General features: G+C 31.7%; 18 protein-coding genes and 1 other annotated feature. Of the genes, 2 read left to right on the top strand and 16 right to left on the bottom strand.

Annotation, left to right across the window (positions count from 1 at the left end):
• Positions 1–60: 60 nt before the first annotated feature.
• The 6 genes from rpoB to AXE85_RS05240 all read right to left on the bottom strand — a co-directional run bounded on the left by rpoB (position 61) and on the right by AXE85_RS05240 (position 7373).
• Positions 61–3858: a DNA-directed RNA polymerase subunit beta gene (gene rpoB, locus AXE85_RS05215; RefSeq protein ID WP_062173645.1), complete on the bottom strand. Its 3798-nt coding sequence runs from the start codon at positions 3856–3858 to the stop codon at positions 61–63.
• 150 nt (positions 3859–4008) lie between these two features.
• Positions 4009–4605, bottom strand: a complete 597-nt coding sequence (locus tag AXE85_RS05220; protein ID WP_062173646.1) for a class I SAM-dependent methyltransferase — start codon at positions 4603–4605, stop codon at positions 4009–4011.
• A gap of 155 nt (positions 4606–4760) precedes the next feature.
• Positions 4761–5123 carry a 50S ribosomal protein L7/L12 gene (gene rplL, locus AXE85_RS05225; protein ID WP_021752740.1) on the bottom strand — a complete coding sequence of 121 codons (363 nt, stop codon included), beginning with the start codon at positions 5121–5123 and terminating at the stop codon, positions 4761–4763.
• A 40-nt stretch (positions 5124–5163) separates the two neighbouring features.
• Positions 5164–5664 carry a 50S ribosomal protein L10 gene (rplJ, locus tag AXE85_RS05230; protein ID WP_062173648.1) on the bottom strand — a complete coding sequence of 167 codons (501 nt, stop codon included), beginning with the start codon at positions 5662–5664 and terminating at the stop codon, positions 5164–5166.
• A gap of 32 nt (positions 5665–5696) precedes the next feature.
• Positions 5697–5829 (bottom strand) — a sequence feature (ribosomal protein L10 leader region).
• 98 nt (positions 5830–5927) lie between these two features.
• Positions 5928–6662: a MerR family transcriptional regulator gene (locus tag AXE85_RS05235; RefSeq protein ID WP_062173650.1), complete on the bottom strand. Its 735-nt coding sequence runs from the start codon at positions 6660–6662 to the stop codon at positions 5928–5930.
• A gap of 183 nt (positions 6663–6845) precedes the next feature.
• Complete coding sequence (locus AXE85_RS05240; protein ID WP_062173652.1) at positions 6846–7373, bottom strand: QueT transporter family protein; 528 nt, start codon at positions 7371–7373, stop codon at positions 6846–6848.
• 360 nt (positions 7374–7733) lie between these two features.
• On the opposite strand from AXE85_RS05240, the gene rpsT reads away from it, so the two are divergent.
• Complete coding sequence (gene rpsT / locus AXE85_RS05245; protein WP_062173654.1) at positions 7734–7976, top strand: 30S ribosomal protein S20; 243 nt, start codon at positions 7734–7736, stop codon at positions 7974–7976.
• A gap of 247 nt (positions 7977–8223) precedes the next feature.
• Here rpsT and AXE85_RS05250 read toward each other — a convergent pair whose 3' ends face one another.
• From AXE85_RS05250 to pheS, 4 genes are read right to left on the bottom strand one after another with little or no spacing between them, the layout of a single operon-like run.
• Positions 8224–9072 (bottom strand): bifunctional 5,10-methylenetetrahydrofolate dehydrogenase/5,10-methenyltetrahydrofolate cyclohydrolase, encoded by an 849-nt coding sequence (locus AXE85_RS05250; protein WP_062173656.1) that lies wholly within the window; start codon positions 9070–9072, stop codon positions 8224–8226.
• Positions 9056–9673, bottom strand: coding sequence for a glycerol-3-phosphate 1-O-acyltransferase PlsY (gene plsY / locus AXE85_RS05255; protein ID WP_062173659.1), 618 nt, complete (start codon positions 9671–9673; stop codon positions 9056–9058). Before plsY ends, AXE85_RS05250 begins: the two co-directional genes overlap by 17 nt.
• A 10-nt stretch (positions 9674–9683) precedes the next feature.
• On the bottom strand, positions 9684–12077 hold the full coding sequence (gene pheT, locus AXE85_RS05260; protein ID WP_062173661.1) for a phenylalanine--tRNA ligase subunit beta: 2394 nt from the start codon (positions 12075–12077) through the stop codon (positions 9684–9686).
• Positions 12078–12089: 12 nt separating this feature from the next.
• Complete coding sequence (gene pheS / locus AXE85_RS05265; RefSeq protein ID WP_062173664.1) at positions 12090–13115, bottom strand: phenylalanine--tRNA ligase subunit alpha; 1026 nt, start codon at positions 13113–13115, stop codon at positions 12090–12092.
• Positions 13116–13547: 432 nt separating this feature from the next.
• Here pheS and AXE85_RS05270 point away from each other — a divergent pair, with 432 nt between their 5' ends.
• On the top strand, positions 13548–14018 hold the full coding sequence (locus AXE85_RS05270) for a GAF domain-containing protein (protein ID WP_062173666.1): 471 nt from the start codon (positions 13548–13550) through the stop codon (positions 14016–14018).
• Positions 14019–14058: 40 nt separating this feature from the next.
• Here the strand turns inward: AXE85_RS05270 and trxB are convergent, their stop codons facing one another.
• From trxB to secA, 6 genes are all read right to left on the bottom strand, one after another.
• Positions 14059–14979 (bottom strand): thioredoxin-disulfide reductase, encoded by a 921-nt coding sequence (gene trxB, locus AXE85_RS05275; RefSeq protein WP_062173668.1) that lies wholly within the window; start codon positions 14977–14979, stop codon positions 14059–14061.
• Between the two features lie 14 nt (positions 14980–14993).
• Positions 14994–15797 carry a prolipoprotein diacylglyceryl transferase gene (gene lgt, locus AXE85_RS05280; RefSeq protein WP_062173670.1) on the bottom strand — a complete coding sequence of 268 codons (804 nt, stop codon included), beginning with the start codon at positions 15795–15797 and terminating at the stop codon, positions 14994–14996.
• A gap of 1 nt (position 15798) precedes the next feature.
• Positions 15799–16746: an HPr(Ser) kinase/phosphatase gene (gene hprK / locus AXE85_RS05285; protein WP_021752320.1), complete on the bottom strand. Its 948-nt coding sequence runs from the start codon at positions 16744–16746 to the stop codon at positions 15799–15801.
• Between the two features lie 16 nt (positions 16747–16762).
• On the bottom strand, positions 16763–17149 hold the full coding sequence (locus AXE85_RS05290) for a phage holin family protein (RefSeq protein WP_062173673.1): 387 nt from the start codon (positions 17147–17149) through the stop codon (positions 16763–16765).
• A 119-nt stretch (positions 17150–17268) separates the two neighbouring features.
• Positions 17269–18195, bottom strand: coding sequence for a manganese-dependent inorganic pyrophosphatase (locus AXE85_RS05295; protein WP_062173675.1), 927 nt, complete (start codon positions 18193–18195; stop codon positions 17269–17271).
• Positions 18196–18392: 197 nt separating this feature from the next.
• Positions 18393–20963 carry a preprotein translocase subunit SecA gene (gene secA, locus AXE85_RS05300; RefSeq protein ID WP_062173677.1) on the bottom strand — a complete coding sequence of 857 codons (2571 nt, stop codon included), beginning with the start codon at positions 20961–20963 and terminating at the stop codon, positions 18393–18395.
• Positions 20964–21093: the final 130 nt, after the last annotated feature.

Here is a 21093-nt window from a genome sequence, read left to right on the forward strand (position 1 = left end):
CCTCCTTTATTATTTTGTATAATAGCCTTGAATAGTATTTTGTGATTCATTGTAAAATTTTTATTTTTCATTATCAAAATCTTCTTCGATTTCTTCATCTTCTATATCTTCTACATCATCATATTCATCATTATTTGACAGCAATAAGTCAGCTAGTGATTGATAACCGCTATTTTCATCAACTTCCTCATTTTCTTCGTCTTCAGTATCAATATCTACATCTTCATCAGTTTCTTCATTCTTAACTTCATCTTCTTTTTTTTCATGTAAGTGTCCTAAACCTGTATGAAAATCTATAGTATCGCCTAGGTCTATATCACCCATATCCACTTCATTATCATCATTATCCATTACTCTAAAGTCCATACCTAAGGCTTGAAGTTCTTTCATAAGAACACGGAACGATTCCGGTACTCCGGGACGCGGAATATTCTCACCTTTAACAATAACTTCATAAGTTTTAATACGACCGTTCGTATCATCTGATTTGTAAGTCAAGATTTCTTGAAGTGTATAAGCTGCACCATATGCTTCTAATGCCCATACCTCCATCTCACCAAATCTTTGTCCACCAAATTGTGCTTTACCTCCAAGAGGTTGTTGCGTTACCAATGAATATGGACCAATTGAACGTGCATGAAGTTTATCATCAACCATGTGAGCAAGTTTAATCATATACATAACTCCAACTGAAACACGACTATCAAACGGTTCACCGGTACGCCCGTCATAAAGAACCGTCTTAGCATCTTTTGCCATACCGGCCTCTGCCACAGTTGACCAAACATCATCATCACTAGCACCGTCAAACACCGGTGTCGCTACGTGGATACCGAGTTGTTTAGCCGCCATACCTAAATGAAGTTCTAATACTTGTCCAATGTTCATACGTGACGGTACTCCAAGTGGATTTAACATAACATCAACGGGCGTCCCATCCGGTAAATAAGGCATATCTTCTTCAGGTAAAATATTTGAGATAACCCCTTTATTTCCATGACGACCAGCCATTTTATCACCAACACGAATTTTACGTTTTTGAACAATAAATACTCTAACCAATTCGTTAACGCCATTGGCTAACTCCGCACCATCTTCACGTTTGAAAATTTTAACATCCGCTACTACTCCGTCAGCACCATGTGGCACACGCAATGAAGTATCACGTACTTCTTTAGATTTTGCACCGAAAATTGCGTATAACAGTTTTTCTTCCGGTGTTTGTTCTGTTAACCCTTTAGGTGTTACTTTACCGACAAGAATGTCCCCATCTTTTACTTCCGCACCTATACGGATAATACCGCGTGAATCCAAGTTTTTAAGAGCATTTTCTCCTACATTAGGTATCTCACGTGTGATTTCTTCCGGTCCAAGTTTTGTATCTCTTGCTTCTGTTTCATATTCTTCTAAATGAATAGAAGTATAAACATCATCTTTAACAAGACGTTCGCTCATAATAACAGCATCTTCATAATTGTACCCGTCCCAGTTAACAAATGCTACCACTAAGTTTTTACCTAATGCTAATTCTCCTTTATCCATAGATGGTCCGTCAGCAAGAATATCTTTCGGTTCAACTCTGTCTCCTACTTTAACAATAGGTTTTTGATTATATGATGTACTATGATTAGAACGTACAAATTTATGTACAATATATGTATCTAACTCACCTTTAATTTCATTTCCGTCAAGAATTTCAAGTCGTCGTACCTTTATTTTAGCACCATCCACATATTCAACAATACCACGATATTTAGCTATAACTGCTGCTCCTGAATCACGTGCTGCTAAATGCTCCATACCGGTTCCAACAAACGGTGCTTCAGTTACCATCAAAGGTACCGCTTGACGTTGCATGTTTGCACCCATAAGCGCACGGTTAGAGTCGTCGTTTTCTAAAAATGGAATACAAGCTGTAGCTGCTGATACTACCTGTTTAGGTGATACATCCATGAAGTTCATCATTTCTCTAGGTTTAATCGTATTATCTCCTCTAAAACGACAAACAACTTCATCATCTAAGAAATATCCATTTTCATCTACATTCGAGTTAGATTGTGCAACCACATATTTATCTTCCTGATCTGCTGTTAAATATTGAACATTTTCAGTAACATAAGGTCGCCCTTCATTATCAACTTCTACTTTTCTATATGGAGTCATAATAAAACCATACTCATTAATTCTTGCGAATGAAGATAGTGAGTTAATTAAGCCAATGTTTGGTCCTTCCGGCGTTTCAATCGGGCACATACGCCCATAGTGAGAATAATGGACGTCACGAACTTCCATTCCGGCACGTTCTCTCGTTAAACCACCAGGTCCAAGCGCAGACAATCTACGTTTGTGAGTAAGCTCACTTAACGGATTGGTTTGATCCATAAATTGTGATAATTGAGAACTTCCAAAAAACTCTTTAATAATCGCAGTAACCGGTCTAACATTTATCAACTGTTGCGGTGTAATTTCATTAGTATCTTGAATACTCATTCTTTCTCTAACGACACGCTCCATACGAGAAATACCGACACGAATTTGATTTTGAAGTAATTCACCTATACAACGAAGTCGACGATTACCAAGATGATCAATATCATCAACCCTACCTATTAATTCATACTCAAACGAATCATCATTTCTTCTATTTCTGATTAATAATAAGTAGTAATTAATACTTGCTATAATATCGGCAATAGTTAATGTTAAAATATCTTTATCCGGTGAAGCATTACCTATAACATGTAATACTTGATCTGCTGTCAACTCATCAACATTGTAATCATTTCCAACTTTAACCTGATTCACAATTTTAAATAACTGTAATTTTAAACTGTCACTTCCGTCAAGCGATTCATTCATATCAAATTCTCTTATATTAGCTGTAGTTTCTAATTCCTCATGAATATTATCTAAAATTTCACGAGTCAATTTAATACCTTTTTCTACTAAAATTTCACCTGTTTCAGTATCAACAATCGGCTCTACTAAAATTTGATTTTCTAATCTTTCAGCGACATGAAGTTTATTATTAAGTTTATATCTTCCTACCTTTGCCAAATCATAACGACGCGGATCAAAAAAACGTCCATACAATGTAGATTTAGCTGTTTCAACATTCGCGGGTTCTCCGGGACGAAGTTTATCATAGATTACTTTTAAAGCTGTCCCGACATCCTGATTCTCATCTTTTTCCAATGTATTAAGAAGCTCAGCATCTTCACCGAATAATCTGATGATTTCCTCATCCGAATTAAATCCCAAGGCTCTGATAAGTGTTGTTAGCGGAATTTTTCTTGTTCTATCTATTCTGGCATATGCCAAACCTTTAATATCTTTCTCAAATTCCAACCAAGCTCCTCTGTTAGGAATCACAGTTGTTTTATATGCATTAGGAATATTTTTTACCTTTAATTTATCATCTTCCGTAAAATACACAGAAGGTGATCGAACTAATTGTGAAACGATAACACGTTCTGCACCGTTTATTATGAATGTTCCTGTCTCCGTCATTAGCGGTAGTTCACCCATAAACACTTCTTGTTCTTTAATTTCATCACGTTCTTTATTAATCAAACGAACTCTTACACGTAGTGGTGCTGAATATGTAGCATCACGTTCTTTTGATTCATCAACATTATACTTAGGAGTTCCAAGTTTATAATCAATAAATTCTAAACTTAATTTTTCATTATTACCTTCAATTGGAGAAACATCTCTAAAAACTTCTTTTAAACCGGTTTCTAAAAATTTCTCATAAGATAACGTTTGAATTTCTATTAAGTCTGGTAAATCGATTACTTCTGAAATTCTCGCATAGCTACGTCTTTGTCTGTGCTTACCAAATTTAACTTTTTGCAACTGTGTCACCTCTTAGTATTTCTCTTATAAACTAAAAAGAAAATATTATACATTTTCTCTTTCTTCTTATATAATTTTATATAACTCTATTATGCTAAAATAGAATTACTTGCAATTCACCATTTTATCATAATCATAGTAAATTGTCAATTATTTTACTGCTTTTAAAATGTAATATCCTTTATTTTTACTAATAATCTCTACATTAGAAAATAATTCTTCAAGTAATTTTTTACAACTTGCCATCCCTTGTTTTTTTTGTATTACAACCCACAATTCTCCGGCTATTACTAAATGATTATAACTATCTTCCATAATTTTATGAACAATTTGCTTTCCGGCTCTTATAGGAGGATTAGTAATAACTATATCAAAGATATCTTTTACATTATCGAAAGAACTACTTTCTATTACTTCTATTTTGTTTATCACTTTATTTAATTCAATGTTTTTTTTAGCTAATTCAAGACTTCTATTATTTACATCTACCATAGTAAATGTGTAAGTTGGATTTTTTTTCGCCAGATAAATAGATATAACACCGTAACCACAACCGATATCAGCTACTTTTACGTCTAATTTTTTGCTGAAAAAACTCTCCAGCAAACTCCGAGTTCCAAAATCTATATTATCTTTTGAAAATACCCCATTATCTGTATAAAATTTTAATTTAGTATTATTAATTTCAGAATATATAATTTTCTCGCAACTATTTGTTGTCGGATTGTTAGTATAATAATGCTCCATTATAAATACTCCTTCAATCAAGAAAATAGCATACCTCAAAGTAAAACACTTGAGATATACTATTTTTGTTATTATCATCGTATCAAATATTCTCAAATAGAATATTATTGTTTATTTACATCTATCTATTTTTTATCTACTTAATAATTTAGAAATTATTTAACTTCTACAGAAGCTCCAACTTCTTCTAATTTAGCTTTAATTTCTTCAGCTTCTTCTTTAGAAGCTCCTTCTTTAACAACTGACGGTGCACCATCAACTTTTTCTTTAGCTTCTTTTAATCCGTCGCCTGTGATTTCACGAACAACTTTAATTACTTTTATTTTTGAATCACCAGCTGATGTTAATACTACATCAAACTCAGTTTTTTCTTCAGCAGCTCCGGCTACAGCAGCTCCAGCTACAGCTACAGGTGCAGCAGCAGTTACCCCGAATTCTTCTTCAATTGCTTTTACTAGGTCGTTTAATTCTAAAACTGACATTTCTTTAATAGCATCTAAAATTTGTTCTTTAGTCATTATAAATTTCCTCCGATTTTAATTATGTTTTAATTTTTTATTAAGCTTCTTGTTCAGCTTTTTGGTCTGCTACAGCTTTAACAACTAAAGCAGTATTGCGCATTGGCGCTGTCAATACAGATAGCAACATAGAAAGTAACCCATCGCGGCTTGGTAATGCGGCAATAGCTTTAATTTCTGAATAATCTGCAACTTTTCCTTCTATAACACCGGCTTTAAGTTCCAAGTTTTCATGTTCTTTAGCGAAATCATTTAAAACTCTGGCAGGCGCTACGACATCGTCTGTTGAAAAAGCAAATGCGTTCGGTCCTGTTAGAACTTCATCTAACCCCTCAACGCCGGCTTCTTTCATAGCACGACGAACTAGTGAGTTTTTATAAACTTTAAAAGTTAAACCTTCGTTACGCATATTATTACGCAGTTCTGTTACTTCTGCAACATTTAAACCACGGTAGTCAGCAATAACAACTGATGAACTAGCTTTAATTTCTTCAGCAATTTGGTTAACTAACTCTTGTTTTTTCTCAATAGCTTTTGACATTGAACTTCCTCCTAAGTAGATTTATCAATCCCAGTACCAATAAAATACCTTTTTGTATGCGAGAACATACAAAAAGGCACATAAGTTTCTTTTCGAATTTTTGTCCTCGGTAGGCTAATTAAGGATTGCTCCCCCTACTGTCTACGGTACATTTAAACTGACCTTATTAGTGTAGTATATATTTTAAATTTTGTCAATAGATTTATTAAAAATTTTTGAATTTATCAGTTACCTATCATCGAAAATTACAATCTATCAATCAATTAATTAGTTTTTTCATAATAATATTCTATTGCTTCACTCGTAAATTCTGCTACGCCCGCTCCAAATTTATTAATATTATTTCTAAATTCCGGATTTTGCGCATAGCCTTTTCCTATAAGAGAAAATACTTCTAATGTACAATCAAATCCATATTTATTTATATGATTATATAGTTTATCAATCTCTTCTTGTACTTTTTTATCATCAACACTTAAACCATCTGCTTTATATTTAGCTAATGTTTTAAACACATTATTAAACTCTTCATTAGCTATATTTTCAACGCCGCCTCTTCGTCTTTTTGCTTCTTTTATCACTTCTTTACCATACTTTTCCATTGCACGTTCTTCATACTTCTCTAAATCTTCATGTCTAAAACCTACAAATTTTTCCTCTACAGTCATCATCTTTTCTCCTTTTATATGTTCTATTGTTTTATCAATCGTTTTAAGCAACTGATCAAAACGATACTTTTCCTTTTTTATTAGTTCTCGTTGTCTGATTAAAATTTCCATGTGATCAACGTTACCATTTAAAATATTCATTATATCATGCAAAGAAAACTTTAAACACTTGTAAAACATAATCTGTTGTAACTTATCTAATTCTTTCTCACTGTACTTGCGATAACCATTCTTTTCTTTAATTGGTGACAGCAAACCTATTTCATCATAATAATGCAGTGTTCTAACACTAACACCGGAAATTTTTGACATTTCTCCTATTGTGTACATATCCACCTCCTAGTGTTTGTTTTTTACCAGCTGATATATATAGTTTACATTATAACGTAACGTTAGTGTCAATAACAAAAAAAAATTTTTTATTGAATAAAAAACAGTCAAGTTATCACTTTTTTCTTAAATAAATTAAACAAATTTAAAAAGTGGTATAAAATTACTTGACCGTTAAATTTATTATTCAAAAACTTTCTTTAGATCTATTACTTTATTTAATGCTTCTGTTATTACAATACCGATAATCATCACAACTACCTGAGATAATAATAATGAAACATAGATTGAGGAAAATACCCCAAATTCAAATGGTACTCGTGTTGAATTATTACCACTAAAAATAGTAATTTCATAAGCGATAATCGGCATGCAAATTATCAAATATAAAATGATATTCATAATATGTCTTACATATCTGCTTTTTATAAATTTGAATACAAAGACACTTATTAATAGTGCTAATCCTGTACCAAGGGTACCGAAAAATACATCAACAATACCGAGCGGACTGAAAATATTTGCTACGGCTACACCTAATGTAATTGGAAACCAATATTTTTTACTGAACACTACTAGCTGAGATAACGATTCACTAATTCTAAACTGTATAGCACCATAAGAAAAAGGTGCAACAACTACTGTAAGTACAACATAAATCGCTGTTATTAATGCTTGTATCGTTAATATTCTAACCTTATTATCTCTCATATAAAAACTCCTTATCCTGCTCAAGAGAAAAAAATAAAACACTGAAATGAGAAATCAGTGTTTACCACAGTTTTTTTTATAGATGGATCTCTCAAACATCTTTATTATAAAATTTCTATGATAACAAAATAATTACCAATGTTTTATATGGTAACATTATCTATCTCATTAGTCAATACAAAATATAAAAAACAACAAATTTTTCTAACCTACTCATAAAAAACTTAAAAATATATTGCATTTAACTCTTTGTTATGTTAAAATTAGGTAGTTGCTTTTAGCAACACTTAATTCATTGTAATTAAGAATATTAATTAATATTTCTTAGTAATAAAAAATTCATTGCAGGAGGTGAATCGTATGCCAAACATTAAATCATCAGTTCTAAGTGTGAGAAAAGACGCTAAAACAAATGCTAGCAATACTGCTAAAAAATCAGAAATGCGTACAGCTATTAAAAAAGCTAAAGCTGCTAAAGCTGAAGGTGCTGCTAACACTGCAGAGTTAGTAAACCTTGCTTATAAAAAAATTGATAAAGCTGCTAAAACTAACCTAATTCATAAAAATACAGCTGCCAGATACAAATCAAACTTAGCTAAATAATTAAACGTTTAAAAACTACTTTGTTCTAATTTGGAATAAGTGGTTTTTTATTTTTAACACTACAAATAAAAAGAGAGCAATTCAAAAATCATGATTTCGTTAAATCTCGATTTTGTAAAGTTGCTCCCAATTCAATAAATTTGAATAAATTTCTTTAAAATAAACCTAAATCAATATACACCTACATCCAGCTACCAATAAATAATTTTGTTGGAACTATTAGTTTTTAAATCAATCCATTTTATCCTTATTTATTCATTTTATGTGTTGCTATCAGTGTATTTCTCATTAACATTGTTATTGTTAACGGCCCTACTCCTCCCGGTACCGGCGAAATATAAGCCACCTTACCTATAAATTTTTCTAAATTAACATCACCAACTAATTTTCCATTAATATAATTATTTCCTACATCAATAATAATACAATTCTCTTTTACTTTTTCGTTTCCTGATAAAAAATGTGCTTTCCCTACACAACAAACTATTATATCAGCATTCTCTATTAAAGTTTCTAATTTTTTTGTCTTTGAATGTGCTGTAATCACGGTTGCATTTTCCTGTAGTAATAAAGTAGAAACAGGTTTCCCGACAATGTTACTTCTTCCAATTACCAGTGCTAATTTCCCCTCTATTATTTCACCGGTTGACTTAATCATCTCCATAATTCCGAGCGGTGTGCAGGGAATTAACTCAGCAGACCCGGCCACTAATTTTCCTACATTTATCGGATGAAATCCATCAACGTCTTTTTCCGGATTTATAGCATTTAAAATTTTTTCTTCATCAATACTTTGTGGCAATGGTAACTGAACTAAAATACCATTTATTGTATTATCATTATTCAATTTATTTATTTCATTAAGTAACTCTTCTGTTGTAATATTTTCATCAAGTTCTACTTTTATAGACTTTATATTATTTTCTAAACATGCCTTATGTTTAAAATTGACATAGCTAAGAGAAGCTTTATTATTTCCTACTATAACTACCGCTAGAGTTGGTTCAATATTTTTTTCTCTTAAAATCCCTACTTCTTGTTTTATTTCTTCTCTTAATCGTTTTGCTAAACTTGTTCCACTAATTATTTCTGTCATTTTTTCCACCTATTTTTAATTTTGATTTACTCTCCGTTCCGTTCAAAAGTCTTTTTATATTTTTTTTGTGCATATAGATAACAAAAATACACATTGTTATCATTATATACTTATCTATTCCGACTTCAAAAATAGATAAATAAATTATTGACATTAAACATATTAAAATACTGCCCAATGATACATAACCGGTTAAAAATATTGTAGCGAAAAATATTACAATCATAACCATACTTAAAAATGGATACAAAAATATAAATACTCCCGATCCTGTTGCCACCGCTTTGCCTCCACGAAAATTTGCGAAAATAGGAAATACATGTCCTATCATTGCAAGTGCTCCGAATATCGATAAATATTCTACTCTGCCTATAACGAGTGTAGGGATAAAAATTGCGATTATTCCTTTTACAACATCCATTACAAAAACAATAATTCCTGCTTTTTTTCCAAGACACCTAAAAGTATTTGTCGTCCCGAGATTACCACTACCCATAGTCCTAATATCAACATTGTAAAATACTTTTCCCACTATTAGTGCAAAGGGAATCGCACCGATAAGATAAGCCGATATACATAACAATAAAATTTTCAATACCATAAGCATTCTCCTATCTTATGATTGCTCCATAGTTACTTAAAGCATCTAATACTTTTTCATGAGCTTCTGTCACTTCTTCATCAGTTAAAGTTTTTTCTTTATCACTATAAGTTAACGTAAGTGCTATAGATTTTTTCCCCGTAAGAAGCTCTAATCCCTCATATAAGTCAAATAATTCTATATTAGTAATAAGTTTGCTATTTACATTTTCAATTACCGAATATATATTTGCATATTCATCTTTGTTATCTACAAGCATTGCTACATCACGAGTGATTTCCGGATATTTAGTTACTTCTTCATAAAGTGGTTTAACTTTTTTCTCTGAAATAATTTCTTCTAAATTTATTTCAAAAACATAAGTTTTATTTAAACCTTTATCTCCGGCATACGCAGGATGAATTTCTCCGATAAAACCTAATCTCTTTTCTCCAAGATACATTTCCGCCGTTCTTCCGGGATGCATATTTTTCAATTTAACTGATTTGTAAGAAATTTTTTCTACTAATCCTAATCTTTCAAAAATAGTTTCTAAATATCCTTTGGCACTGTAAAAATCTATTTCCTTTTCTTCTTTTAACCATTTTGTAGAGTGTTCTACTCCTGTTAACGCTGCTGATAGATATAACTTTTCAGTTGGCTGAATATTATCGTCACCGCTACCAAAGAAAACTTTCCCTATTTCCAAAATTTTCAGATTTTTCTGCTTACGAGCTACATTATATGCTGTTGCATTTAATAATCCCGGTACAAGACTTTGACGTAATGTTGAATGTGTTTCCGTCATAGGCATAAGTAATTTTACCTTATGGTGATCTTCTAACGTAAATTCTGTGCTTTCCTTTTCGGATACTAACGAATAGTTAATTGTATCATTAAATCCTAATGTTACAAAAATTTTTCTTAAATCTCTTACCGCTCGTTGACTATAAGTTAAACCTCCTCGTGTTGTTTTAGAAAATTTAGGTAATGTAGACGCTAAATTATCATAACCGTATATTCTGATTATTTCTTCTACTAAATCTTGCTTAATTGTAATATCCGGTCTTCTTGTCGGAATTTTTACCAATAGATAATCTTCTATTTTTTCCACATTGAAGCTCAAACTTTGTAAAATATTAATAATTTTTTCTTTAGATAACTCTATTCCTAAATAATCATTAATATAATTTTCGGTAATTATTATTTCTTTATCGCTAAGTGTTTTTGCTTCTCCCACAATTGTTTCTATTGTAGCTTCCGGACATAGCTCTAAAATTAACTCGGTTGCTCTTTGTAATGCGACTTTTTGTATATTAATATCAATGCCCTTTTCGAAACGTGCAGAAGAATCACTTCTTAAACCATGGTATGCAGAAGTTTTGCGAACGGTAATAGGATTAAAATAAGCTGATTCTAAAATAATACTTGTTGTATTGCCGTTTACTTCAGTATTTTTCCCACCCATTACTCCTCCTAATGCGATGGGTTTTATACCGTCAGTTATAACTAGATCATCCTTTTGTAATTTTCTTTCAACATTATCTAAAGTTTTTAAAATTTCTCCTACCTCAGCATCACGTACTACAATATTGTCTCCGGTTAATTTCTTATCAAAAGCGTGCATTGGTTGTCCAAATTCTAACAGAACATAATTTGTTATATCCACAATATTATTAATTGGTCTAATACCCGAATTCATTAAACATGTTTGTAACCATAATGGCGAATCAACTACTGTAATATTATTTACAATCTGTGCTAAATAATTTATACAATTTTCACTTTGGATTGACACTTTTAAGTTGGTATCAGTAGTATTTTCTTCGTATTTTTTATCATTAAATTTAACCGTTTGATTATATAAAGCACCGAGTTCATAAGTCAAACCGCGCATACTCAATGCATCTGCTCTATTTGGTGTAATAGAGAGATCCAAAATATAATCATTTAATCCCAAAACTTCTACTACATCACTTCCTAGTTTTTGTTCTGTTTCAAAAATATAAATACCATCTTGATACTTTTTCGGTACAACACTTTGGTTTAAACCAAGTTCTTTTAGTGAGCAAATCATTCCCTGAGATTCCACACCACGTAATTTTGCTTTTTTAATTTTAATACCCGGTAATTTTGCACCGATTTTAGCTACTATCACATATTGTCCTGCTTTCACATTCGGCGCACCACAGACAATTTGTAAATCTTCTTTTTCTCCAACATCAACTGTGCAAACATTTAATTTTTCAGCATCCGGATGTTTTTCTTTTGATTTTACATAACCTACAACAACATTAGAAATATTTTCTGCTAAGTATTCTACACCTTCTACCTCAATTCCACCTCGTGTAATCTTTTCTGCCAGATCTTGCGCACTATCTTTAATATCTATATATTGTTTTAACCAATTATAACTTACTAACATCATCTACCTCCATTAATCATTTCTATCACTATTAAATTGTTTCAAAAATCTAACATCATTTGTATAGAAATTTCTAATATCACTAATTCCATATTTCAACATTGCTACTCGCTCCGGTCCCATACCAAATGCAAAACCGGTATACAATTCCGGATCGAAACCTGCCATCTTAAGCACATTAGGATGAACCATACCTGCTCCAAGAATTTCTAACCATTTAATATTTTCTTCATCATCTTCATTTCCCCACGATACATCAACTTCAACCGATGGCTCTGTAAATGGGAAAAAACTTGGACGTAAACGTATTTTTTTATTTTTTCCAAAAATTGCCTGAATAAAATGTTCCAATGTTCCTTTTAAATCACTAAATGTAATATTTTTATCAACTACTAATCCTTCAATTTGTGTAAATTGATGAGAATGTGTTGCATCATCATTATCACGTCTAAATACTTTACCGGGACAAATAATTTTCACAGGTCCTTTACCATTCGCCTTAAGCATTTCACGTGCTTGTACCGGTGATGTTTGTGTACGCATCAGAAGTTCATCGGTGATATAAAACGAATCTTGCATATCACGTGCCGGATGATCTTTCGGCAGATTTAACATCTCAAAATTAAATTTATCCGTTTCTACTTCCGGCCCCTCTGCAATAGCATATCCCATTGAAATAAAAATTTCTTCTATTTCTTCAATAATTTTATTTAAAGGATTTACACCACCAAGTTCTATTTTTTTACTTGGTAATGTCACATCAATTTCTTCACTCGCCAACTTTAATTCCAACGCTCGCTCTTCAATTTCCTTACGTGTTTCTTCAATACTCTGATTAATGTAATTTTTTACCTCATTAACACTTTTTCCAAAAGACGGGCGTTCTTCAGGGGCTAAGTCTTTCGCTCTCTTCATAACCTCGGTTAACTGCCCTTTTTTACCTAAAAATTTGACTTTAAGTTCATATAAAGATTTTTCATCAGAAACTACTTTTACTAATTCAATGTATTCTCTTTTTATATTTTCTAATAAAGACATATTATCTCCTCCTAAAATTACATTATAGATATAACTTATCTAAAATAAAAAATCCCTTAGAGTTTTCTCACCCTAGGGACGAATATATCGTGGTACCACCCAAATTCGAAGCTACAATAAGCTTCCTTATATTTAAAGTGCATAACGGACACTAGCCGATTGTACTCATAACTATTACTTATACAATTACTCATAAGCTGAAAATATACACTATATTAATACAACCCTTTCAGTTAAAAAGTTGCTCCCTGTTAGAAATACACCATATACCGTCTTAATCACCGTTTTTAAAATTTATACTTAAAATAATATAATAAAACTATATCATTGTCAAATAATTATATTTTTTGAAATATTGTTATTCTATATATTTCTCTTTATTTTTTAATCGACTTATGCGATAATAAAGTAAATTTTGTGGAGGTTTTATTTATGAATATTGTTAATAACAAAAATTTATTTATCGAACAAGCAAGTGCATTAATAGCAAATGAAAGTAATCTGATTACCAACCTTTCTAATCTTTCTGCTTTTTACAAGGAATATCTCCCTGACACAAATTGGGTTGGTTTTTATTTAGTTGATTCTGTTCAAAACAACTTAGTTCTCGGTCCTTTTCAAGGAAAAGTTGCCTGTACCAGAATTCCTTTTAATAAAGGTGTGTGCGGTCATTGTTTTACTACAAAAAATACCGTATATATTGAAAATGTTCATAATTTTCCCGGTCATATAGCATGTGATAGTGCATCTAACAGTGAACTTGTTATACCTATTTTAAAAAATAACAAAGTAGTTGCTTTGTTGGATATTGATTCAACACTATTCAATAGATTTACTCAAAATGAGGTAGCTGCCTTTTCAGAAGCTACCGAAATAATTTTTGAAAAAATAAAATTTTGTTAAAAAATTAACCGTAATTAATCTTACGGTTAATTTTCTTTTATTATAAATTTTCTATGTAACTATATGCACTTTGTGCTGCTATAGCACCATCTGCCGTAGCGGTTACTACTTGACGAATATCTTTTACCCTAACGTCACCTGCCGCAAATATCCCAGCAACCCTTGTTTCAAGATTTTCCTTTGTCGGAATATATCCAACTTCATTAGTAATTCCCAGCTGTAAAAAATCTGCGGTTTGCGGTAACATTCCAACATAGATAAAGATACCATCTGCTTCTAAGGAAGTTTTCTCTCCTGTTTTCACATTTTTTAATTCTATTGACGATACTTTACGTTCTCCTTTTATTTCCAAAGGAATACTATCCCAAACGAATTCAATATTCTTTCTTGCAAAAGCTCTATCTTGTAAAATTTTCTGAGCACGTAATTTATCTCTTCGATGAATTATAGTTACTTTGCCAACCAAGTTTGATAAATATAACGCCTCTTCGATCGCAGAATCGCCGCCACCGATTACTACAACATTCTTATTTTTGAAAAATGCCCCGTCACAAACAGCACAGTAGCTAACTCCTTTTCCTGAAAAAAGTTCTTCTCCCGGAATTCCCAATGTTTTATGTTCTGAACCGGTAGCAATAATTACGGTTTTTGAAATATAAGTTTTTTCATCTGTCGTTAAATATTTTAACCCATCTTTTTCTTTAATTTCTGTAATATTTCCAAAAGCAAATTCTGTTCCAAATTTTTTAGAATGTTCAAACATTTTTTCCGATAATTCCGGGCCGGTTATTTGCTCAAAACCGGTATAATTTTCTATTTCTTCAGTAGATAACATCTGTCCACCGGGATATTTTCTTTCCAACATTAATACGGATAAGTTTGCTCTCCCTGCATAAATAGAAGCTGTCATCCCCGCAGGTCCTGCTCCTACTATTATTACATCATAGGTTTTTTCTGTCATACTTTACACCTTCTTTAAGAATTTATATACAAAATTTTCTTATCTTTATACTTTGTATTGAGTAATACTAAGTATATCAAACTTCCTATAACAAATACCAGCGAAAGAACTTGAGATATTCTAAACATCCCTAAATATAGCGAATCTGTTCTCATACCCTCTACAATAAATCTCTCTGTTCCATATAAAATTAAATATCCCACAAAAACTTCACTCTGTGATAATTTATTTCTCACCACCAATAAAATTATTAACGCCACAACACACCATAAACTTTCGTATAAAAATGTCGGTTGTCGATATGCACCGTCTATATACATATTTTCTATAATAAAATTCGGTATTAGTCTATCCTGAAGATATTTTCTTGTAACTATTCCACCAAACGCCTCATGGTTAAAGAAATTCCCCCATCTTCCCAACGCTTGTCCGATCAACAAACTTGGAGCTATTATATCCAACAATTTTATAATCTTTATATTTCTTTTTTTTGCAAAAAAATATAGCACTAAAAATCCACCTATTAAACCACCATAAATAGCAATACCGCCATCCCAAATGGCAATTATTTCACCGGGATTTTTAGAGTAATTATCCCATCTAAAAACGACGTAATATAATCTCGCAAAAATAAATGCTACCGGCAACATCCTTAATAATAAATCCAACATTATTTCATTAGGCAAACCTCGTTTGGTTGCTTCTTTTTCTGCCATTAAATACGCTATCAGCACCGTAGTTGCTATTATTATTCCATACCAATATACCGGTTTTGAAAATAAATGAAATGCTATTGGATTAATATAATTTACGGTCATATTATTCCCCCTTACTATTTCTTATATTTTTTTTTCTTATTTCTTCTTCAAGGCGATTAGTAAATTCCTCAGCAGTATTTATTCCCATTTTATTCAATCTGTAATTCATCGCTGCCGATTCTATAATAATCGCCACGTTTCTACCCGGTCGTACCGGAATAGTTTTTTTCTCAATTTTGGAATTTAAAATTTCTTTATATTCATCACTTAAACCTATACGATCATATTGCTTAGCTTCATTCCATGTTTCCAAGTGGATATTAAGCTGCAATCTTTTATCACTTCTTACTGCCCCTGTTCCAAATAAAGTCATAACATTTATAATTCCTAACCCACGAATTTCCAACAAATGTTTTATAAGGGTAGATTCACAATTACCGATTAAATAATCTTTTTCCAATTCTTTGATATCAACCCTATCATCTGCTATTAATCTATGCCCACGTTTAATAAGTTCAAGGGCAATTTCACTCTTACCAATACCACTCTCCCCTGTAATAAGCACCCCGATACCATATACTTCAATAAAAACACCGTGAATAGATATAGTAGGGGCAAATTCCTTTTGAAGATAATTAGAAATGCTCCCCATAACTTTTGTAGTATCATTTTTACTACGAAGTACCGGTGTATCATATTTATTAGAGGCTTCTATTAATTCTTTCGGAACATTTAAACCGCGGGTTACAATAATGCAAGGTGTAATACGTGTACAAAGCATTCGCATTCGTGATTTTTTTTCTATATCTGCAACTAATTTAAAAAATGATAATTCACTCGTCCCTAATATTTGAATACGCTGTGGAGAATAATAAGAAAAATATCCTGCTAATTGCAGTGCTGGACGTGATAATTCATCAGAAATAATTTTACGATCCAGTCCTTTATCACCGCTAATAATTTCTAAATTCAGCTTATCTACTAAATCCTTAGTTGTTAATTCTTTCATAAAATTATCTCCTATATTAAAATTTTTTAATAATTATTTTTCTATCATTACTATTTAAAAACATATTAAATAACGATATAAATACAGCTAAAAATAATGCTGAAGCAAATGAACTAATTTCAAAACGTGGTGCCAATAAATACGAAACCAACGTTATTAAAAATGCGTTAATAAAAACAATAAAAATACCAAATGTCATAATAATCGGTATAATACTTAACATAAATAATAGCGGGCGGATGAACATATACAACAAAGTAATTAATACTGCCCCAACAAATCCATAAATCGGTTTTTCTATTCGTAAACTATTACCAAAAAGCCCTGAAAAAGCAAGCACTATTAAAAAGTTTATGACAATACTTTTTACAAAATTCCATACAAATGATTTTCTTTCTTTCATTCATTTTCCTCTTATTATTAAAATTAAACTTTAAAATATAAGCAGGAGTCGGAGATGATTATCAAGAAAACATTATCCACTTTACAATCAGTCCTACTCCTACTCTATATTATTATAAATTATTTCGTAAATTCTTCTGTAATTTGCGGTACTACCTGTTTTTTACGAGAAACTACACCTTCTAATGTCATCAGGTCATTAGTTAACACTTTTTCAAAGGCATTTGCCACTTTATCTTTTTTATCACCAAGAACAAGAACCTCAGAGTTTGATGTTAAAATATTGGTAATAACGAAAACAAAAGCTGACAATCCTCTTTTTGATATTTCTTTATTAATTGTTTCCGTTAATTCAATTTGACGTTCCACAACTTCTTTTGCGTCAACGGTATTTATTTGAGCAATCACCAACTTATCTTCCCCTAAAATAAATTCCTTTGCATCTGATGAAATTAAAGTTTGTGCCTCTTTATCTTTTGTTGATGCACCGGCTTTCAGCATGGCTAATCCGTACTCTTCTAAATTTACTTCAGCAATACTTGCCAATTCTTCTGCTGCAATTCTGTCACGCAGTGTACATGTTGGAGATTTAAAAAGTAATGAATCTGATATAATTGCTGATAACATCAAACCTGCCATTTGCTTATCTATATGAACACTTTGCTCTTCATATATTTTTTTTAGAATAGTCCCGGTACAACCTAACGGCTCCGCTCTATAATATAACGGCCCTGATGTTTCAAAATTTGCAATACGGTGATGATCAATTACTTCACGAATAACAGCTTTTTCTATTCCGTTCGCTGACTGTTGAAACTCATTATGATCAACTAAAATTACATTTTGCCCTTCTGATACCTCAGATATTAAACGCGGTGTTCTTACATTAAAATATTCTAATGCGTATTTTGTTTCATCATTTAATTCACCTAAACGAACCGCTTCAGTATCCATTCCTTGAATTCTTTTTATGTTATTGTAGACTACCGCTGAACAAATCGAATCTGTATCTGGATTTTTATGTCCGAAAATTAAAATATTAGTCATTTCTAAACTCCTTACTGCATATAATTACTGTACTCTCTATTTTACCTTGTTTTTTTAATTTTTTCAAATTTTACTTTTGAGTTATAAATTAAAACCTTTATAATTAAAAGAAAAAGTTTGTATTAAATATAGAAAGTTTTTTACGTTTGAATTTTAATATTATAAAACACAAAAAATAGCTTCTTAATTTATACTAATTATTTCTTTTTATATGTTTTTTCTTTTTGTGCTTTTAGCTCTTTTATTTTTTTCTTTCTTTCGTCTATTCGAGCTTTTTTCTCTTCACGTTTTTGGCTTCTGACAGGTCCACGTGCGATATGTTCCTTACTATCATTTGTTACTAAGTTAGTAGGTTCTTTTTTTATCTCTATTTCTTCGTGACGTTCAACTTTTATACGAAGAAGATTTGATACTACTTCACTTTCAATTTCATCAATCATATATTCAAACATCTCATGCCCTTCGTTTTTATACTCACGAAGTGGATCAATTTGTCCATATGAACGCAAGAAAATGCCTTTTCTTAATTGATCCATTTGGTCAATATGATCTGTCCATCTGTCATCTATAGAGTTAAGAAGAATATATTTTTCAAATGAATTCATTGTATCTTCACCTAGAAGCTCACGTTTTTTCTCCAATTCTTTGTTGATTTTACGAAGCGCAAGTTCTTTAATTTCTTCATCTGACATAACTTCGGCATATTCTACATCTAAAATAGGATTTGCTCCTAAAAACTTCTCGTTTATTGATTTAACAATTTCTTCTGTTTCTTCTTTTTCGCTTTGTGCTTCCATCATTTCTCCGGCATATTGAATAGTTTTATCAACAGCTTCGCCGACCATTCTATCTATAATGTCAGTTACAACTTCATTTTCCAATACCTCATTGCGTTCACCGTACATAATCTCACGTTGTTTTCGCAAAACATCATCATACTGAAGTACTTGCTTACGTGCATCATAGTTGTTTCCTTCTACACGTTTTTGAGCACTTTCTACCGATTTACTTACCATTCTACTTTCTAATGGAGTATCATCGGCAGCACCCATAATTCGTTTAAGTCTATCTGCTCCGAATCGAACCATAAGTTCATCCTCTAGTGATAAATAAAAGCGACTATATCCCGGATCACCTTGACGTCCTGAACGTCCTCGTAACTGATTATCAATACGACGTGACTCATGGCGTTCTGTACCAATCACAGCCAAACCGCCTAATTCACGAACTCCTTCTCCTAGTTTAATATCAGTACCACGACCTGCCATGTTGGTAGCTATAGTAACAGAACCCTTTTGCCCTGCCTGTTTAATTATTTCGGCTTCACTTTCATTTTGTTTAGCATTTAAAACTTTGTGAGGTACACCATATTTGTATAGAAGTTTTGAAACAAGTTCACTGGTTTCAATAGAAACTGTACCCAAAAGAATAGGTTGCCCCGCATCATAACGTTCTTTTACTTCTTTAGCTACCGCATTAAACTTAGCATTCATATTTGAATAAATAAAATCGGGTGCATCTTCTCTTATTACAGGCATATTGGTAGGAATAGTAGTGACGTACATATTGTAAATATTTCTAAATTCTTCTTCTTCAGTTTTTGCTGTCCCTGTCATACCGCTAAGTTTTCTATACATTCTAAAGAAATTTTGGAATGTAATTGTCGCCATTGTTTTACTTTCACGTTGAATTGGAACATTTTCTTTTGCTTCAATCGCTTGATGGAGTCCTTCTGAAAAACGACGTCCCGGCATTGTACGACCTGTAAATTGGTCAACTATTAAGATTTCTCCATCTTCTGCAACAACGTAATCAACATCAAGTGCCATTGTATAATTTGCTTTTAATGCCTGATTTATATGATGTGTTAAATCTACATTTTTTAAATCATAAAGATTTTTTAGACCAAAATGATTTTCTGCTTTATCTATACCGTTTTCTGAAAGCTGAATAGCTTTTGTTTTTACATCTAATGTATAATCACCGTCACTGCCGTCTTCTTCTTCAGCACGTTTTAAAGTTTTAACAAACGCATTAGCTACATGATATAACGATGTAGATTCTTGTCCTTCACCGGAAATAATAAGTGGTGTTCTAGCTTCATCAATTAATACTGAGTCAACCTCATCAATTACAGCATAGTTTAATGGACGTTGAACACGTGCTTCAACAGATTTAACCATATTATCTCTCAAATAATCAAAACCTAATTCATTATTTGTTGAATAAGTAATATCAGCATTATACGCTTCTCTTTTTTCTTTTGAATTCATTGAGTTAAGATTAAGACCTACACTTAACCCTAAATAATTGTATAGAACTCCCATTTCTTCAGCATCACGTTGAGATAAGTATTCATTGACCGTTACAACATGAACTCCATCTCCTGCTAAAGCATTAAGATACACCGGCATTGTAGCCGTTAAAGTTTTACCTTCTCCGGTTTTCATCTCTGCAATATCCCCACGATGAAGAGCGATTCCCCCCATAATTTGCACCTTATAAGGTTTCATACCTAAAGCACGAAGCGCTCCTTCGCGTGCAGTTGCAAAAGCATCTACTAATATTTTATCTAAAATATCAGCTATTGGTTTTCCGTTATCTTTTTCTTCTTGAATGTAATCTTTAAATTCTTGTGTTTTATTTTTTAATTGTTCATCAGTTAAGTTTGAATATTCTTCGTCTTTAGCTAATACTTTATCAGCTAACTTTGCTAAATTTTTAACTTCTTTTTTATTAGCATCAAATATTTTATTTAAAATAGCCATTCATATATTCCTTCCAAAATAAATTTTATATACTATAATACATCATACAATTATAGCACTCATTTCGCTTTAAAGCAATAATTATAAAGAGATTTTAAGTATTTATTAAGTAAAATATGTTTTTATATCT

It is taken from the genome of Gemella sp. oral taxon 928 (genome assembly GCF_001553915.1).
Taxonomy (GTDB): domain Bacteria; phylum Bacillota; class Bacilli; order Staphylococcales; family Gemellaceae; genus Gemella; species Gemella massiliensis.

Excerpts from the sequence above, each read along its gene's own strand:
- AXE85_RS05250 (WP_062173656.1), bottom strand. The coding sequence starts at position 9,072 with ATGACAGAAATAATTAGTGGAACAAGTTTAGCAAAACGATTAAGAGAA.
- AXE85_RS05220 (WP_062173646.1), bottom strand. The coding sequence starts at position 4,605 with ATGGAGCATTATTATACTAACAATCCGACAACAAATAGTTGCGAGAAA.
- AXE85_RS05290 (WP_062173673.1), bottom strand. The coding sequence starts at position 17,149 with ATGAAAGAAAGAAAATCATTTGTATGGAATTTTGTAAAAAGTATTGTC.
- rpsT (WP_062173654.1), top strand. The coding sequence starts at position 7,734 with ATGCCAAACATTAAATCATCAGTTCTAAGTGTGAGAAAAGACGCTAAA.
- AXE85_RS05240 (WP_062173652.1), bottom strand. The coding sequence starts at position 7,373 with ATGAGAGATAATAAGGTTAGAATATTAACGATACAAGCATTAATAACA.
- trxB (WP_062173668.1), bottom strand. The coding sequence starts at position 14,979 with ATGACAGAAAAAACCTATGATGTAATAATAGTAGGAGCAGGACCTGCG.
- AXE85_RS05295 (WP_062173675.1), bottom strand. The coding sequence starts at position 18,195 with ATGACTAATATTTTAATTTTCGGACATAAAAATCCAGATACAGATTCG.
- rplJ (WP_062173648.1), bottom strand. The coding sequence starts at position 5,664 with ATGTCAAAAGCTATTGAGAAAAAACAAGAGTTAGTTAACCAAATTGCT.
- AXE85_RS05235 (WP_062173650.1), bottom strand. The coding sequence starts at position 6,662 with ATGTACACAATAGGAGAAATGTCAAAAATTTCCGGTGTTAGTGTTAGA.
- plsY (WP_062173659.1), bottom strand. The coding sequence starts at position 9,673 with ATGGTATTGAAAATTTTATTGTTATGTATATCGGCTTATCTTATCGGT.
- pheS (WP_062173664.1), bottom strand. The coding sequence starts at position 13,115 with ATGTCTTTATTAGAAAATATAAAAAGAGAATACATTGAATTAGTAAAA.
- hprK (WP_021752320.1), bottom strand. The coding sequence starts at position 16,746 with ATGAAAGAATTAACAACTAAGGATTTAGTAGATAAGCTGAATTTAGAA.
- secA (WP_062173677.1), bottom strand. The coding sequence starts at position 20,963 with ATGGCTATTTTAAATAAAATATTTGATGCTAATAAAAAAGAAGTTAAA.
- AXE85_RS05270 (WP_062173666.1), top strand. The coding sequence starts at position 13,548 with ATGAATATTGTTAATAACAAAAATTTATTTATCGAACAAGCAAGTGCA.
- lgt (WP_062173670.1), bottom strand. The coding sequence starts at position 15,797 with ATGACCGTAAATTATATTAATCCAATAGCATTTCATTTATTTTCAAAA.
- pheT (WP_062173661.1), bottom strand. The coding sequence starts at position 12,077 with ATGTTAGTAAGTTATAATTGGTTAAAACAATATATAGATATTAAAGAT.
- rplL (WP_021752740.1), bottom strand. The coding sequence starts at position 5,123 with ATGACTAAAGAACAAATTTTAGATGCTATTAAAGAAATGTCAGTTTTA.